Here is a 14,788-nt window from a genome sequence, read left to right as displayed (position 1 = left end):
TTATGAAACGTAGATCATTCCTAAAAGCTACTTTAGCAACTGGTGCAGCATCTGTTGCTGTAAGCGCGGGCTTATTAACCCCTTCAACTGTTTTAGCTAGCTGGAACAAAGAAGCTTTTGAAGCTAAAAAAATGGAAGATGGCCTAAAAGCTTTGTTAGGTACAACTGACGCCGCTGATTCTGCTGACGTTAAATTAACAGCTCCAGCAATCGCTGAGAACGGTGCGGTAACACCTGTTACTGTTGACGCTTCTGGCATGAAAGGTGTTGAGTCAATCGTTATTGTTGCTTCTGCTAACCCAACTCCATTGGTTTGTGAATACAAGTTCTCTGGTGCCGCTCAAGGTTTCGTTTCTACACGTATCCGTCTAGGTAGCACACAACAAGTTGTTGGTATCGTTAAAGCTGGTGGCAAACTATACAAAGCACAACAAGAAGTTCGTGTAACCATCGGTGGTTGTGGCGGTTAATTAACCCCCTTTCAACTAAAAAAACTATTAACTAGATAAAATTTGAGAAGGAATCACAAATGGCTATCAATTTAAGAACACGTGGATCAGTTAAAGGCGGCGTCGCTGAAATTAAATCACTAATCAGACACCCAATGGAGTCTGGTGCGCGCATGGACCAGTCAACTGGCAAGCCTTTCCCAATGAAGTTAATCACTAACGTTGAAGTAACTGTTGCTGGTAAAAAAGTTGTGGACGCACAGTGGTCTGCTAACGTTTCAGCTAACCCTTACATGCACGTTAACGTTGCTGCTAATTCTGGCGACGAAGTAACAATCAGCGTTGTAGACAACACTGGTGAGAAAGGTTCTGAAACTTTCAATCTAAGATAATTCTTAGACGAGTGTGTCTTCGGACACACTCAACCTATAATAAAAAAATCATAAGATTTACACAAAAGAGCTCTCCGACGGAGGATTGGAAATGAAGAAGACATTGTTATCAGCCCTAGCACTAGGGGTCGCGGTAGGTTTCAGCAGCCAAGTAGTGGCTGTCGATCCAGAACAAAGCCGTTTGGATTTAATCGAATACTTCAAAGCGAAAACACCTGATCGCCCATTTGAAGACTATATTAATGGCATTTATGGTTATGATGATGACCGTAAAGCTCAATGGGAAATGAACGAAGAATTCCCACCTTATCTAGACGCCGTAGATGAAGGTAAGAAACTTTATGAAAAAGACTTAGCGGTATACCAAAAATGTTTTGGTGATGACGTGACTAAGGTTCGTTCTAGTTTCCCACGTTTTAACGAAGAAACTAAAAAAGTAGAAGTTCTTGAGCAGATGATTAACAAATGCCGCGCAGATGCGGGTTTGAAAGAATACCATAAGACTAAAAAAGAAATGGCGAAGTTAAGTGGCTATTTAGCTTATGAAGCTCGTGGACAGAAAATTGACGTACAACTGAACTCAGAAGCAGCGAAACAAGCTTTTGCGGCGGGTGAGCGCTTCTTTGTTGAGCCACGCGGCCAATTAGGCTTAGCATGTGCAAGCTGTCACGTTTATAACGCATCGCGTAAAGCACGCTCTGACATCCTTTCACCATTATTGGGACACAATTCACACTTCCCAGCTTGGCGTTTGAAGTCAGCTAGCCTAGTGACTTTACAAGGTCGCTATACTGGTTGTCAGAAAAACATGCGTGCTACGCCATCACCTGCTCATGGTGAAGATTATAACAATCTAGAGTTGTTTACCGCTTACATGAGCAACGGCTTAGAAATTAACGGACCAAGCGTTCGTCAATAATCTCTAAACTAGCCAATAAAAAACCCGGTTTAAACCGGGTTTTTTATTTCTAAATCAAACTTAATTACTAGTTTATTACAATCTTAAACTCACAAGCTAATGTAATAATTGTTCGCCTTCATGTATCCAATCAAAACCTTGTCTAACCCAACGCTCAATACTCAAAATCAACTCAGGATTATTTAAGCCCATTTTTTGAGCGATCGAAAAGACCTTATCCTGCTCTTCTGGACCAAAGTGACCATCTTTGTATGAAATCTTAATAAGCTCTTGTAGAGTTATAACCTTCGCCAGTTTAGAATCCATTACGCCTAATAAATCAACGACAGCTAAACCTGACTTATCCAAATCGTATGGAACAGAGTAGGCTTCACTGTAATCTTTAAGATACTGCAGCTCCTCTTCAGAAATGTCATTATCTATGGCAGCAGTCATTACTGCCAAATCAAACAATGCCTGACGCTGTTCTTGTGTTAATCGATCAACAAACATGTAAAACCTCGCTTATTTATTTCGTTTCTCTATCTGTTCAACATCACGAACCGCACCAAATGCCGCGCTCGTTGTCATGGCCGCATAAGCTCTAAGTGCTGGAGTCACACGACGTGGACGTGCTTCTAGCGGTTTCCAAGCATCCACCCCCTTAGTTTCCATTGCCTGACGTCTTTGAGATAGTTCATAGTCGCTTAGTTTGACATTAATTGAGCGATTAGGAATGTCAATTTCAATAATGTCACCCGATTCCACTAAACCAATATTACCGCCTTCTGCAGCCTCAGGCGACACATGACCGATAGATAAACCGGATGTACCACCAGAGAAACGCCCATCCGTTAATAACGCGCACTGCTTACCTAAACCTTTCGATTTCAAATAGCTAGTCGGATAGAGCATTTCTTGCATTCCAGGTCCACCTTTTGGACCTTCATAGCGAATAATAACAACTTCACCAGCTTGAACTTCATTACCTAGAATGCCGGCCACCGCACTATCTTGGCTTTCATAAATACGTGCTGGCCCACTAAATTTAAATATTTCTTCATCAACACCCGCTGTTTTGACCACACAACCATGTTGCGCGATATTACCGAATAAAACAGCCAGACCACCATCTTTGGTATAGGCATGCTCAACAGAGCGAATACAGCCATTTTCATCGTCCGTATCGAGCGTTTTCCAGCGTTTTGACTGACTAAAGGCTTGAGTAGTTCGAACATTACCAGGTGCCGCTTTATAGAAAGTTTGAACTGACTCTGAGGGATTGCGGCTAATATCCCATAATTCAATCGCAGCTCCCAAAGTAGAGGCGTGAACCGTGTAAGTTGAGGTATCAATCAGACCACCACGATCTAGCTCACCTAATAAACGCATAATACCGCCAGCTCGATGCACATCTTCCATGTGATAGTTTTTAGAGTTTGGTGCGACTTTCGATAAGCAGGGCACTTTTCTTGAAACTTCATCCATATCAGACATCGTAAACTTTACATCGGCTTCATGCGCAATCGCCAACAGGTGCAATACCGTATTGGTTGAGCCACCCATTGCAACATCTAGTGCCATGGCATTTTGAAATGCTGAAAAAGTCGCAATTGATCTCGGTAACACACGATCATTGTCCTGCTCATAATATTCTTTGGCAATCTCAACAATGCGACGCCCTGCTTCTTCAAACAGATGTTTACGATCGGCATGAGTTGCCAGCATTGAACCATTACCAGGTAGCGCAACACCTAAAGCTTCGGCCAAACAGTTCATGGAATTGGCAGTAAACATGCCAGAGCAAGAACCACAGGTTGGACAAGCTGAAATTTCTACATCATGAATATCTTGATCTGAACAACTATCATCAGCCGCCATCACCATAGCGTCGACCAAGTCCAGTTTGATTTCCTGACCGCCTAAAACCGTTTTGCCGGATTCCATAGGTCCACCCGATACAAAAATAGTTGGGATATTTAATCGCATCGCGGCCATCAACATACCAGGGGTGATTTTGTCACAGTTAGAAATACACACTAACGCATCGGCACAATGTGCATTCACCATATACTCAACCGAGTCTGCAATCAAATCGCGCGAAGGCAAAGAATACAACATGCCATCATGCCCCATTGCAATCCCGTCATCGACCGCAATGGTATTAAACTCTTTGGCCACACCACCCGATTTTTCAATCACACCAGCAACTAATTGACCCATGTCTTTTAAATGCACATGGCCTGGTACAAATTGTGTAAATGAGTTAGCGATCGCGATAATAGGCTTACCAAAGTCTTCGGTTTGCATACCGGTTGCACGCCACAGGGCACGTGCGCCAGCCATATTTCGACCATGAGTACTGGTTTTGGAACGATAAACGGGCATAGTAACTCCTTTAAAATTCGACTTAGAAGACTAAATACTGAGAAACATAACTTTTCCCACCGACTTTAGCCTGTTTGCTATACTTCTTTAAATTAATTAACAATATTTTCTCATAACTGCCAAACCACGATGAAACAATCTGAAACCGATTTTTTAAACAGCCTACGCCAGTCTTCAGGCTATATCCAACTGCATCGCGGTAAGACCTGTGTTATTTATTTACCAGGTGAGCTGATTGTCCAGTCTGGCGACCTACAACAATTTTCAGAAGATATTGGTCACCTACATGCACTTGGTTTAAAAATTGTGCTGGTAATGGGCGCTTCGCCACAAATTAATCAGGCTTTAGCCAACGCCAATATCAACTGGCAGAATCATCAACAATTCCGCATTACGTCTGTCGAAATGCTCCCCACCTTACAACAAACTATCGGCCAGGTTCGCAGTCAACTAGAAGCCGCTTTCAGTCGTCAGCAAACCCTTGCCAACCAACCATTAAGTTTATGTTCTGGCAACTGGGTCATCGCCCAACCCAAAGGCGTGATTAATGGCGTAGATTTTCAACACACAGGCCAAACACGTAAAATTAATAAACAAGCTATTCGTGCAATCTTGGATTCTGAGCAAATTGCTCTGCTGACACCTTTAGCCTATTCACTAACTGGTGAAGTATTTAACTTAAACACTTTAGAACAAGCCTGCAGCGTTGCCAATAAGCTCGAGGCCGATAAACTGCTCATTTACACCAACCCTCAGCAAATGCAGTCACTACCTCGTCAATTGAGTTTAACCGAACTCCAAACCTGGTCTGCCGACAATGATGAGCAAGCTCAATTAATTGAGCAGCTCACTCAATATGCAACCAAAGTAAAACGTATCCACCTGATGAATGAGTCTGATCCAGGTAGCTTATTGATTGAACTATTTAGTCGTGATGGTATAGGTACTTTGGTCTTTACTGATCGTTACCACCAAATAAGACCTGCTAACATCGAAGACGTAAGTGGCATTATTGACCTCATTAGCCCCTTGGAGTCTCAAGGCAAGCTGGTCAAACGATCCCGTGAGTTACTAGAGCTCGAAATTCAAAACTTCAGCATTATTGAACGTGATGGTTTGGTAATAGGTTGTGGCGCGCTTTACCCTTTCGAAAACCAAACCGCCGAACTCGCTTGCTTAGCCATCGACCCCAGATATCAAGGTCAAGAGCTCGGTGAAGAGCTACTTAACTACCTAGAAAAAAGTGCTCATAACGCCGACATAAAACAACTCTTCCTACTTACCACTCACACCCAGCACTGGTTTATTGAACATGGCTTTAAACCCGGCTCGCTTGAAAACCTGCCTCAAAGTCGCCAATCGCTTTATAACTATCAAAGACAATCTAAAGTGCTAATTAAAGAACTCAAACATGCTTGAAAATCAACCTGAATACCCTGTTACTCAAATAAAAGATCGTTTTCGTGGCTTCTTGCCCATCGTCGTAGACGTTGAAACCGCAGGTTTTGAAGCCGCTCAGCACGCCCTGCTGGAAGTCGCGATTATGACACTCAAAATGGATAGTGAAGGTCAACTTATACCGGATGAACTACACCAGCAAAACATCTTACCTTTTGAAGGCTCAAAGCTTGATCAAAGTGCACTCAAGTTCATCGGAATTGATGATCCCTATCATCCATTTAGACAAGCAAAATCGGAGCGTGTCGCATTGGAACAATTGTTTGCGCCCATTAGAACTAAAATTAAACAGAGTGGATGCACCAGAGCGATTTTAGTGGGGCACAACGCCATGTTCGATTTAAACTTCATTAAACACGCATCCGATCGAGCAAAGGTTAAATCACCTTTCCATCAATTTAGCACCTTTGATACGGTATCTTTATCCGGTTTGGTTTATGGCGAAACCGTACTCAGTAAAGCCGTACAAGCGGCTGGGTTTGACTGGGACAATAAACTTGCTCATAGCGCGGCTTATGACACAGAAAAAACCGCTCAACTGTTTTGCAAAATAGTTAATCAATGGCCGCTTATGAAGCCGCCAGTTGATCAAAATTAGACACTTTTTTCAATTAGCCTAAAAAAACATGTTGGTTCACTTGGCTGTTAAAGTTCAACTTACCCCTGAACTTTCGCGTTCGCCTCGGCCATCATCTTTTTCAGTTCACCCGACTCAGCCAGTTCTAAAGTAATGTCACACCCGCCCTGCAGCTCACCATCGATGTAGAGCTGTGGAAAAGTTGGCCAATCTTGATATTTAGGCAAAAATTCATAAATGGCTTGATCGGCTAATACATTTACAAACGCGAATTTTTCACCTGTCTCAACTAATGCGGCCGCTGTTCGGCTTGAAAAGCCGCAAGAAGGCATTTGTGGTGTGCCCTTCATATATAAAACAACCGGATTGTTTTTAACTTGTTCATCAATCTTGGCTAAAACTTCTTGTTCGATGGCTTGTGTATCCATTAAAAACTCCTAATTCCTAGTAAATGGGTCGGTTATTATAACGCGTTTCAATTTTTTTTGGGAGCCGTATAAGGATCAACATTACGTTGCAACCAAAGTTCCAGCAATGCGCAATGCCATAATTTACTCCCCTTAATCGCAGTAAAACTTTCTGGCGCTTCGGGGTTATCTAATAACTTTTGAACATAGTTAGGATTAAACAACTGACGTGCCTGAGCCGCTTGACTGGTTAAAACACCTTTCATAAACTCATAAAACTCACCTCGGACATACTTAAGTGCCGGCATAGGAAAATAGCCTTTTGGGCGATCAATGACCTCATTCGGTACCAAGCCTCTTGAGATACGTTTTAACAGTGTCTTGCCACCATCCTCGAGTTTCAACTCTGGAGGAGCCTGCATGACTAACTCTACTAGTTGATGATCGAGAAAGGGGACGCGCGCTTCCAGACCCCAAGCCATCGTCATATTATCAACCCGTTTCACTGGATCATCGACAATTAACGTAGTCGAATCTAAACGTAAAACCTGATCCAAAAATGTATCGGCACCCGGCTCGGTTAAACGGTCTTGAATATAATGGGAAGTCACATCGGCAACATGAAAGCGTGGGTCTACCGTTTCTAGCCACTCTGAATGTGATCGGTCGAAATAAAGTGGGGCAAAACGCTCTAATTCATGCCCTTCTGCTTGCACCATAAGTGGATACCAAAAATATCCGCCAAAGACTTCATCCGCTCCTTGACCTGACATCACCACTTTCACGTCTTTTGAAACCTGCTCAGACAATAAATAAAACGCGACGGCATCTTGACCAACCATCGGCTCAGACATAGCATCAATTGCCTCTGGTAAGCGCGGCAAAACCTCTGTATTCGGCACCACATATTTATGGTGTTTTGTTTGATAACGCTCAACCACCAAATCCGAATATTCAAACTCCGAACCTTTCTCTTCAGGTGCATCTTCAAACCCGATTGAAAAAGTATGCAAATCTTTGGCACCCGCTTCGGCCAACAACGCAACAATTAAACTCGAATCTAAACCGCCAGACAATAACACACCAACCGGTACATCAGCCGCATCCAAACGCTTCATCACAGCCTGCTGTAATAACTCATGCGTTTGTGATAACCAGGCCTGGTGGTCGTTTGGTTTTTCTGCATCAGCTGGTCGCTGGGCATTCAAAGACCAATAACGTTTTTTGAACATTTGACCATCCGGGTTTACTACTAACCAATGACCCGGCTCCAATTTTTTTATGCCTTTCAGAATGGTATGAGGTGCTGGAATAACCGCGTGCAGTGTGAGTTGAAAATGCAATCCAATTGGATCGATATCGGTATCCACGTCGCCTGCAGCCAATAAAGCCTGTGTATTGGAAGCAAAACGGATCCCGCCTTCGATAACCGAATAGTACAAGGGTTTGATTCCAAAACGATCGCGTGCCATCAATAACTGTTCGTGATGGTCATCCCATATCGCAAAGGCAAACATGCCTTCAAACCGAGTTGTGCATTCCATACCCCATTGACGATAAGCCTTTAAAATCACTTCGGTATCAGAATGGGTTTGGAAGGTTTGCCCCAACGAAACCAACTCGTCACGTAGGGCTTTATAGTTATAAATACACCCATTAAATACCAAGCTCAATTCGTGATCTCGCATGGGCTGATGTCCAGCCGGGCTCAAATCAATAATCGATAATCGTCTATGGCCAAATCCCACTTGGTTTTGTGTCCAAAGCCCACCACTATCAGGTCCACGCTTTTCCAATTTAGCCATCATTGTCTGAAGGGTTTGCTCTTTAGCTGGCTCACCCTGCCACAAAAACTCTCCGCATATTCCGCACATGAACTTCTCTTAAAGATTTAAAATAAGGTTTTAATTGTACCGATTCATAAAAATAATGCCATTAATCCATGCTTCACATATTCTGGTTTCAAGCTTAAAGAAAGCCAAACGTTTAAAAGCACGCCTTGACGAACAGGACCTTAGTTTTGAACAAGCGGTTGAGCGTTATTCCGACTGCCCCTCTAAAGCTCATCACGGCGACTTAGGCTGGTTTGCACCAGGCGTATTGCCGATCAAGTTTGAACAAGCTGTCTGGCAAGCCCCCATCCAACAAGTAAGTGCCCCATGCGAAACAGAGTTTGGCTGGCATTTATTCTGGGTTCATGAAAAAAACCAGCCCTGAAATTGACCGGTTGTTTCGTATTTATGCTAACATCAGTTAACCCATTAAAAAGTTAATGACTATGCCTAAATATCTTGTGCTCACACTTTGTAATCTGTTACTTTTCGCGCTGCCTTTGCAAGCAAAACAGGTTATATTACAAGCCTCTACTTCGCATGTAGAGGGTCAGGCACGTTATTTAGACAACGGTCATAACCGGCCTGCTCTTTTAATTTTGCATGGTTTTTCGGCCACCCATAACTATCCAACCGTGCAAGCTTTACAAGATTATTTCAGCCTAAGTGGATTCACCACACTAGCTCCAACCCTATCTTTACAGATCCCCCTTCGCAGCCAGCCAGTTCAATGCAATAGCTTGCATACTCATACTTTGCAGCAAGATATCGCCGAAGTGAATGCTTGGATTGATTGGCTTGAACAACAGGGTCACCAAGATATCATCTTGATCGGCCACTCAAGCGGCAGCCAAACCCTATTAGAAGCCATGATCCCCCATACGCCAAAATCCATTAAGGCATTGATATTAACGAGCCTGTTTTATTTGAACGGTGAGGAGCTTGGTAATCTTGAGTCAGAAATCCAAATTGCCCAAGACTTATTATCTCAGGGCAACAATGCGCCTCGTAAGTTCAATTTTTTATTTTGTCAAAATGACTATCTTGCAACACCTGAAAGCTATTTGTCTTATTTAACCATTACCCGAGCTCGTGTACTGGAAACCATCAACCAATTAGACATTCCTAGCTACAGCGTCATGGGCTCAGCCGATTCTCGATATACTCAAGTAGGTGAAAAATGGTTGAGAGAGCTGAATGCTAGCCAAACAGAGCTGAGTGTTATTGAAGGCGCCAATCACTTTTTTACCGGTGAACATGAAGGTCTACTTCATGATCGAGTCGAAGTCATCATTAACAAGATAACATCCAAATGAATCCATCAATTTCTGCAAAACATGTGCTCATCGGCTTTATGACGCTTGCACTTACTTTGCTCCTCACTGCTAATTTTGGTTTGTATTTTCAAGGAAAAAACATTCAAAGCAGTGTGCATGAGACCGCACAAATAGAAGCTCAAAAGGAGCTGTTTTCAGCTATTGATCGTAATTTTCACATGATCGATCAACAACTCAAAAAACTCACTGAGTGGGACGAAGTTCACCAACAGTTAAATCAACCAAGTTACTATTATTATTGGCGTGATCAAAGGCTTGCGGAAAGCGAGTTTTTTCAACCTTATTATGTTGAGCTTGATCTTTACCAAGCTGATCAAATAAAACTTTCCCACCTCGTCAAAGACCACGCACAAGCTGCCGAAGTTTTACCCAAACAACTTAATACTCAAACACGTTATTTTCTAATTCAACCGCCTAATCGGGACTATTTAATTGTGTCGCGTGCAGTCCATTCTAGACAAGATCCCAGTCAAGTAATTGGTTATGTTGCCATAGCGATTGATTTCTTCAAACTCCTCCAACAAGACAATCAGTTTTATTATCTTGATTTTGCTTATCTCCATTTTAACCGCAGTGGTTTTATTGCCATGCATCAACTCAAAGATGCGTTGGAATATCGAGCCATCTCAAATCCGGTCAGTGACCACCTTTGGAGCCTGATTGAAGAGTTTGTTACTAAGTTTGCTTTAATCATACTGATCACAACCTTGTTAGTGTTTGGTTTTATCAAGCTGATATTTTTAGATCCCTTACAAAGGCTAACCAAATTTGTAAAAAACCTTCGGCATCAAGCTCAAACAGATCCCACTCAAGAGAAGTCAGCGTTTTTATTACAAGAATATCAAAACCTTCAAAATCAATTAACAGACTATCATCAGGCATTATTAGAAGCCCAAGCCCAGCTGAGCCAACAAAATCAACAGCTATGGCAAATTTCGCGCACCGATCCATTAACCGAGGTTTATAACCGGCGCGCTTTTGATGACGCTTGGCAAGCCTTGTTAAAACAATATGCATCCCAGTCAATCAGCATTGCTTATATGTTGTTTGATTGCGATCATTTTAAGGCGCTTAATGACACCTATGGCCACCAAGTTGGTGATCAACTTATTAAAATTTCCGCTCAAACCTTGCAACGCAGCTTTCCCGCCGGACAACATATTTATCGCATCGGTGGTGATGAATTTGCTTCGATTGTCATAGACAAAAACATCGACGAAATTGAGAAGATTGCACAAAAGGCTTTGTCGGATTTAATTTCCTACCCATTTGTTCAGCTTGATATTAAAGAGAAGGTGAGCTTCAGTGTCGGTGTTGGTTATGCCAATGCAAACCAACCCATTGAAAATATTGAGGTTCTACCTAGACAAGCAGATATTGCAATGTATAAGGCCAAACATTCACCCCATAATAAGGTTCACTTTTATCAACATGAACACGACACACTCAACCAATCGTTAGTCTCAAATAAACGTTTAAATCAAGTGCTCAACGCGGCCTACACTGGTCAAAATATTTGCTTACATTATCAACCGATTTTAAATATTGAAACCCAAGCGATATATTACGAAGCCTTAGTTCGTCTGCAATTTGATGATGAAACCGTGTTCCCGGCCGATATTTTTACAATCATTGCGCACCACCGTTTAGAAGTCGAACTGGATCAGCAGATTCTGAATTACCTGCTATCACAACTCCAAAACCAAAAACTGCCACCCAACATTGGGTTATCCGTTAATATTTCGGCAAAAACCTTATTACAACCTTTTATTATCGACTTATTCGAGCCTTTTTTAGCCTATTTAACCCAACACAAAATTGTGATCGAAATCACTGAGAGCGTATTAATTGAGCATATACAAGACGTCAGTTTTGTTTTGAATAAATTACGCCGTCAAGGTTTCTTGATTGCACTGGATGATTTTGGCAGTGGCTACTCTTCGATTCGCTATCTCGCCAATATGCCGGTTGATATTGTTAAGTTTGATATGACCTTAACGCATGCCCTAGACGCCGACTTGAAAACTCAGCGTTTGATCCAATCTACCGCACACATGATAAGAGAAGCTGGTTACGAACTGGTGATGGAAGGCGTCGAAACACAACAACAACTGGAGCAAGCCACACAAGCCGGCGCAACTAATATTCAGGGCTACTTTATTGGAAAGCCAAGTTTTAAACCTAACCCACCAGGCCTGGTCGCATGAAAACGCAAGTGATTGGTGTCATTGGAGGTATTGGTTCGGGCAAAACAGCATTATGTCATTACTTCAACGAACTTGGTTACCCGGTCATTGATACCGACCAAGTTGCAAAAGACATGGTTAAACCTGAACAACCAGGCCTGGTAGCTTTAATCAAACAACTAGGTTCTGGTTACTTGTTAGCCAATGGTGAACTCAATCGAGCTAAATTACGTGATACTTTCTTTCAAGATCCTGAAATTAAACAACAAGTGGAAGCAATTTTACACCCGTTAATTCGTCAAGAGGTTAGACGTCAAATCGATCAACTTAAAGGCAAACATGCCCTGATTTTTGTCGCGATTCCAGTCTTACACCAACTCAATCAACCGGAATACCAATTAAATCGTGTCTTATTAGTTGAGGCCGATCAAACCCAGCAATTGAAGCGCGTACAGCAACGAGATAAACGTTCGTTTGAGCAGATTAAAGCCATTATGCAACAACAAGCCAGTCCACTAGAGCGACGAGCATTGGCGGATGATGTCATCGAAAATAATGCCGGATTAGGCGATTTGCGCCAACAAGCTGATATTTGGTTAAAGCAAACCTTAGATAGGCTGGGGCCAATAAGCTGAAATAGCCGCCACGCCTTGCGCACCGTAACTGATCGCCGTCGCTCTATCTCGATCCGTCAAGCCACCTAATGCAAACACCGGTACCGGAATTGACTTAACCATCTCAGCAAAAGCTGGCCAGCCTAATGCGGCCTCACCCGGGTGTGACGCGGTTTCTTTAACAGGAGAAAGCAAAATAAAATCGGCGCGCAACTCCAACGCCTTGGCAATTTCGGCTGAGTTGTGCACCGACACACCCAGCCACTTACTATCGGCAATAGGTCGTTCGGTTAGGTCCATAATTGCGCTTGAAGACAACTGCAAACCATCCGCTTGCGGTATCTCATTCAACCAGTCAGGCTTGGCATTCAACAAGAGTTTTGCACCATGCCCATGACAAATTGGCAAAGCTTGTTTTGCCAATTGAATAAAAACCTCTTTCTCTAGTTTTTTAGCCCGTAACTGAACGAGTTTAATACCCTCTGCTAAAGCCGACTTTAATCGATTCAACGCATCATCTATGTCTGCAAAATTCCCCGTTATCATACAACGATCCGGCAACTGCAGCGCACGTACAATTCCCTTATTTGCAACCAGCATCGCGCGTTTTTGTAACTGATTAATTGGACACCACTCGAACTCATGACCTTCATGCGCTTGTAAATGCCCGCTAAAATCCTGTGTAACAAACACATGCAACTCAACTTGAACCTTACCATGATCCCAAGGATAGCGAATCAGCAGACGCCAGTTTTGAGTAGTCAATCCAGTTTCTTCGACAAACTCACGCTTTAATGCATCAACAGGCGTTTCGCCCAGTTCTATTTTGCCACCAGGAAACTCCCATTCACCCGCGTGAGATTGGCGAGCTAAACGTTGTCCAATCAAAACCTGGTCATCTTTTATCAAACAACCGACTGATACCTGAATCAGCTTAGACTGCATTAGGAACGATACTCCGCATTAATTTTCACATAATCGTAAGAAAAATCGCAGGTCCAGACCGTTTCGGATACCTCACCACGATTCAATTCAATCCGAACTGAAATATCCGCCTGTTTCATCACAGCCTGCCCCTGATCTTCAGTGTAGCTGGCAGCTCGTCCACCCTTATCCACAATACACACATCACCTAAATAGATTTGTAGTTGATTGATATCCAAATCCACCAGGCCTGCACGCCCTACTGCTGCAAGGATGCGACCCCAGTTAGGATCTGACGCAAACATTGCGGTTTTAACTAAGGGTGATAACGCCACAGCATGCGCCACTTTCAAACATTCTTCTTCAGATAGACCGCCGTTCACTTCGACCTCGATAAACTTGGTGGCACCCTCGCCATCTCTGACTATCATTTGAGCCAACTCGGTCATGATCTCGTTAACCGCCTGAGAAAACGCGTGATAAGCAGTCGAATTGATATCGCTAATGCTCGGCATATCAACCTGCTGTGTAGCACTCAAAGTACAAGCATCATTGGTCGAGGTATCGCCATCCACGGTAATGCGGTTAAACGATTTCTTAACGGCTTGCTGTAAACAGGTTTCTAATAAGGCTTGACTAATCTTTGCATCGGTGACGACGAAACCAAGCATAGTTGCCATATTTGGATGAATCATACCCGAGCCTTTTGCCATGCCGGTAAAGGTAATATCGTGACCATCAATATTGACCACTCGACTCACCATTTTCGGCACAATGTCGGTTGTCATAATTCCGGCCATGGCTTGTGGCCAACCATTAATACTGCGGTTTGCTAACGCATCCGGCAAACCCTGCTGAATTTTTTGAATGGGTAAGGGTTCACCAATTACACCGGTTGAAAACGGCAAGACCTCTTCTAGCGAACAACCCAGCTCGTCAGCTAACCATTGGCAAGTTTTACGCGCATTTTCTAGGCCTGCTTCGCCAGTCGCGGCGTTGGCGTTGCCACTATTAATCAACAAGGCACGCGGTTGTTTTGACTTTAAATGCGATTTGGCCAGTGTAACGGGGGCCGCACATGCTGCATTGGTTGTAAAGGTCGCCGCCGTTTTGGTGCCCTCCATTAACTCAATAATCACCAAGTCAGTTTTACCATTCTTTTTAATTTTTGCCGCCGTTGCGCCTAAATAAACGCCAGCAACTGGATGAATTTTGGGTAACGTGTTTGATAAACCAACTGGCATAGACACCTCGATCTTTGAAATAAAAAATAATGCTATTATAAAATCAAAAAGGCCAGCAAAATAAGCTGGCCAGATTTAAAAC

General features: G+C 43.0%; 15 protein-coding genes. 9 read left to right on the top strand and 6 right to left on the bottom strand.

The annotated features are described in order from the left end of the window. Positions 1 to 2: 2 nt before the first annotated feature. The 3 genes from soxY to soxA all read left to right on the top strand — a co-directional run bounded on the left by soxY (position 3) and on the right by soxA (position 1,760). Positions 3 to 470: a thiosulfate oxidation carrier protein SoxY gene (soxY, locus tag VIM91_RS01875; protein ID WP_331863122.1), complete on the top strand. Its 468-nt coding sequence runs from the start codon at positions 3 to 5 to the stop codon at positions 468 to 470. A 59-nt stretch (positions 471 to 529) separates the two neighbouring features. Further along, entirely contained in the window at positions 530 to 841 is a 312-nt protein-coding gene (gene soxZ, locus VIM91_RS01870) for a thiosulfate oxidation carrier complex protein SoxZ (protein ID WP_331863121.1), read from the top strand. A gap of 91 nt (positions 842 to 932) precedes the next feature. Continuing rightward, positions 933 to 1,760 (top strand): sulfur oxidation c-type cytochrome SoxA, encoded by an 828-nt coding sequence (soxA, locus tag VIM91_RS01865; protein ID WP_331863120.1) that lies wholly within the window; start codon positions 933 to 935, stop codon positions 1,758 to 1,760. A gap of 96 nt (positions 1,761 to 1,856) precedes the next feature. Here soxA and VIM91_RS01860 read toward each other — a convergent pair whose 3' ends face one another. Continuing rightward, positions 1,857 to 2,252, bottom strand: a complete 396-nt coding sequence (locus VIM91_RS01860; protein ID WP_331863119.1) for a TerB family tellurite resistance protein — start codon at positions 2,250 to 2,252, stop codon at positions 1,857 to 1,859. Between the two features lie 12 nt (positions 2,253 to 2,264). After that, a complete protein-coding gene (ilvD, locus tag VIM91_RS01855) occupies positions 2,265 to 4,127 on the bottom strand; it encodes a dihydroxy-acid dehydratase (protein ID WP_331863118.1) in 1,863 nt (620 codons plus the stop codon). A 129-nt stretch (positions 4,128 to 4,256) separates the two neighbouring features. Between ilvD and argA the strand changes: the two genes are divergently transcribed. Both argA and rnt read left to right on the top strand, forming a co-directional pair. After that, the gene (argA, locus tag VIM91_RS01850) at positions 4,257 to 5,546 is read left to right on the top strand and encodes an amino-acid N-acetyltransferase (protein WP_331863117.1); all 1,290 of its coding nucleotides are present in this window, start codon (positions 4,257 to 4,259) and stop codon (positions 5,544 to 5,546) included. Next, a complete protein-coding gene (gene rnt, locus VIM91_RS01845) occupies positions 5,539 to 6,183 on the top strand; it encodes a ribonuclease T (protein WP_331863116.1) in 645 nt (214 codons plus the stop codon). The genes argA and rnt overlap by 8 nt, the downstream gene beginning before the upstream one ends. Before the next feature lie 59 nt (positions 6,184 to 6,242). Here rnt and grxD read toward each other — a convergent pair whose 3' ends face one another. Together grxD and VIM91_RS01835 are read right to left on the bottom strand one after the other, a co-directional pair. Beyond that, complete coding sequence (grxD, locus tag VIM91_RS01840) at positions 6,243 to 6,590, bottom strand: Grx4 family monothiol glutaredoxin (RefSeq protein WP_331863115.1); 348 nt, start codon at positions 6,588 to 6,590, stop codon at positions 6,243 to 6,245. A gap of 47 nt (positions 6,591 to 6,637) precedes the next feature. Beyond that, a complete protein-coding gene (locus VIM91_RS01835; protein WP_331863114.1) occupies positions 6,638 to 8,443 on the bottom strand; it encodes an N-acetylglutaminylglutamine amidotransferase in 1,806 nt (601 codons plus the stop codon). 55 nt (positions 8,444 to 8,498) lie between these two features. On the opposite strand from VIM91_RS01835, the gene VIM91_RS01830 reads away from it, so the two are divergent. The 4 genes from VIM91_RS01830 to coaE all read left to right on the top strand — a co-directional run bounded on the left by VIM91_RS01830 (position 8,499) and on the right by coaE (position 12,559). Then, entirely contained in the window at positions 8,499 to 8,786 is a 288-nt protein-coding gene (locus VIM91_RS01830; protein WP_331863113.1) for a peptidylprolyl isomerase, read from the top strand. Between the two features lie 61 nt (positions 8,787 to 8,847). Beyond that, the gene (locus VIM91_RS01825) at positions 8,848 to 9,717 is read left to right on the top strand and encodes an alpha/beta hydrolase (protein ID WP_331863112.1); all 870 of its coding nucleotides are present in this window, start codon (positions 8,848 to 8,850) and stop codon (positions 9,715 to 9,717) included. After that, on the top strand, positions 9,714 to 11,945 hold the full coding sequence (locus VIM91_RS01820; protein WP_331863111.1) for a bifunctional diguanylate cyclase/phosphodiesterase: 2,232 nt from the start codon (positions 9,714 to 9,716) through the stop codon (positions 11,943 to 11,945). The genes VIM91_RS01825 and VIM91_RS01820 overlap by 4 nt, the downstream gene beginning before the upstream one ends. Beyond that, entirely contained in the window at positions 11,942 to 12,559 is a 618-nt protein-coding gene (gene coaE, locus VIM91_RS01815) for a dephospho-CoA kinase (RefSeq protein WP_331863110.1), read from the top strand. Before VIM91_RS01820 ends, coaE begins: the two co-directional genes overlap by 4 nt. On the opposite strand, the gene VIM91_RS01810 is transcribed toward coaE, so the two are convergent. Both VIM91_RS01810 and argJ read right to left on the bottom strand, forming a co-directional pair. After that, positions 12,533 to 13,483, bottom strand: a complete 951-nt coding sequence (locus tag VIM91_RS01810; RefSeq protein WP_331863109.1) for a Nudix family hydrolase — start codon at positions 13,481 to 13,483, stop codon at positions 12,533 to 12,535. The two genes, coaE and VIM91_RS01810, sit on opposite strands and share 27 nt — an antisense overlap. Continuing rightward, positions 13,483 to 14,706 (bottom strand): bifunctional glutamate N-acetyltransferase/amino-acid acetyltransferase ArgJ, encoded by a 1,224-nt coding sequence (gene argJ / locus VIM91_RS01805; RefSeq protein WP_331863146.1) that lies wholly within the window; start codon positions 14,704 to 14,706, stop codon positions 13,483 to 13,485. The genes VIM91_RS01810 and argJ overlap by 1 nt, the downstream gene beginning before the upstream one ends. Between the last annotated feature and the right edge of the window lie 82 nt (positions 14,707 to 14,788).

Source organism: Thiomicrospira sp., from assembly GCF_036568485.1.
Taxonomy (GTDB): Bacteria; Pseudomonadota; Gammaproteobacteria; order Thiomicrospirales; family Thiomicrospiraceae; genus Thiomicrospira.
This window is presented reverse-complemented; position numbering and strand designations above follow the sequence as displayed.